Here is a 474-nt window from a genome sequence, read left to right on the forward strand (position 1 = left end):
ATTCATATTGGCTGGATATGGCGGAACGCCCGACCGGCTTCAGGTGTTTCGGATCGACGTCCAACAAGGGCGCGTTGCTGAGGAGTTTGGGGATGGTGAGCACACTGGTATTTGTTGGGGAGGGATGGCCAACTACGTTGAGCGACTGACCAGGGGAGTTGACGCTAACGTGGTGTACACAGCAACCCGCCAGATTGCCGAAGCACTCTCCGCTCAGAGGGAGGCGGTGTTGGGAGAAATCTCAGAAGCACTTGCGACTGCTGGGGTTACGTTGCCACCAGATCTTTCTTTTGACGTAACTGAACACATTGAGCCTACGTTGCCTTGGGATGCACATCAGGCTGACATCGATTTTGGGAACCTGTCCACGCAATACGCGGTTGAGCTGGTGGAACTGCTTGTCAATACCCAATCGGGCATGCAACGATTCGCACGCGGGATCCCTACCGTTGGTGGCCGAACGCACATTGGGGT

The 474-nt window shown here is 55.5% G+C and carries 1 pseudogene; it reads left to right on the forward strand.

Going from position 1 to position 474, the window contains the following annotated elements:
• Positions 1-124: 124 nt before the first annotated feature.
• A pseudogene (locus C0Z18_RS33745) lies at positions 125-474 on the forward strand (hypothetical protein); the annotation flags it as partial.

Source organism: Trinickia dabaoshanensis (genome assembly GCF_002879885.1).
Lineage (GTDB): Bacteria > Pseudomonadota > Gammaproteobacteria > Burkholderiales > Burkholderiaceae > Trinickia > Trinickia dabaoshanensis.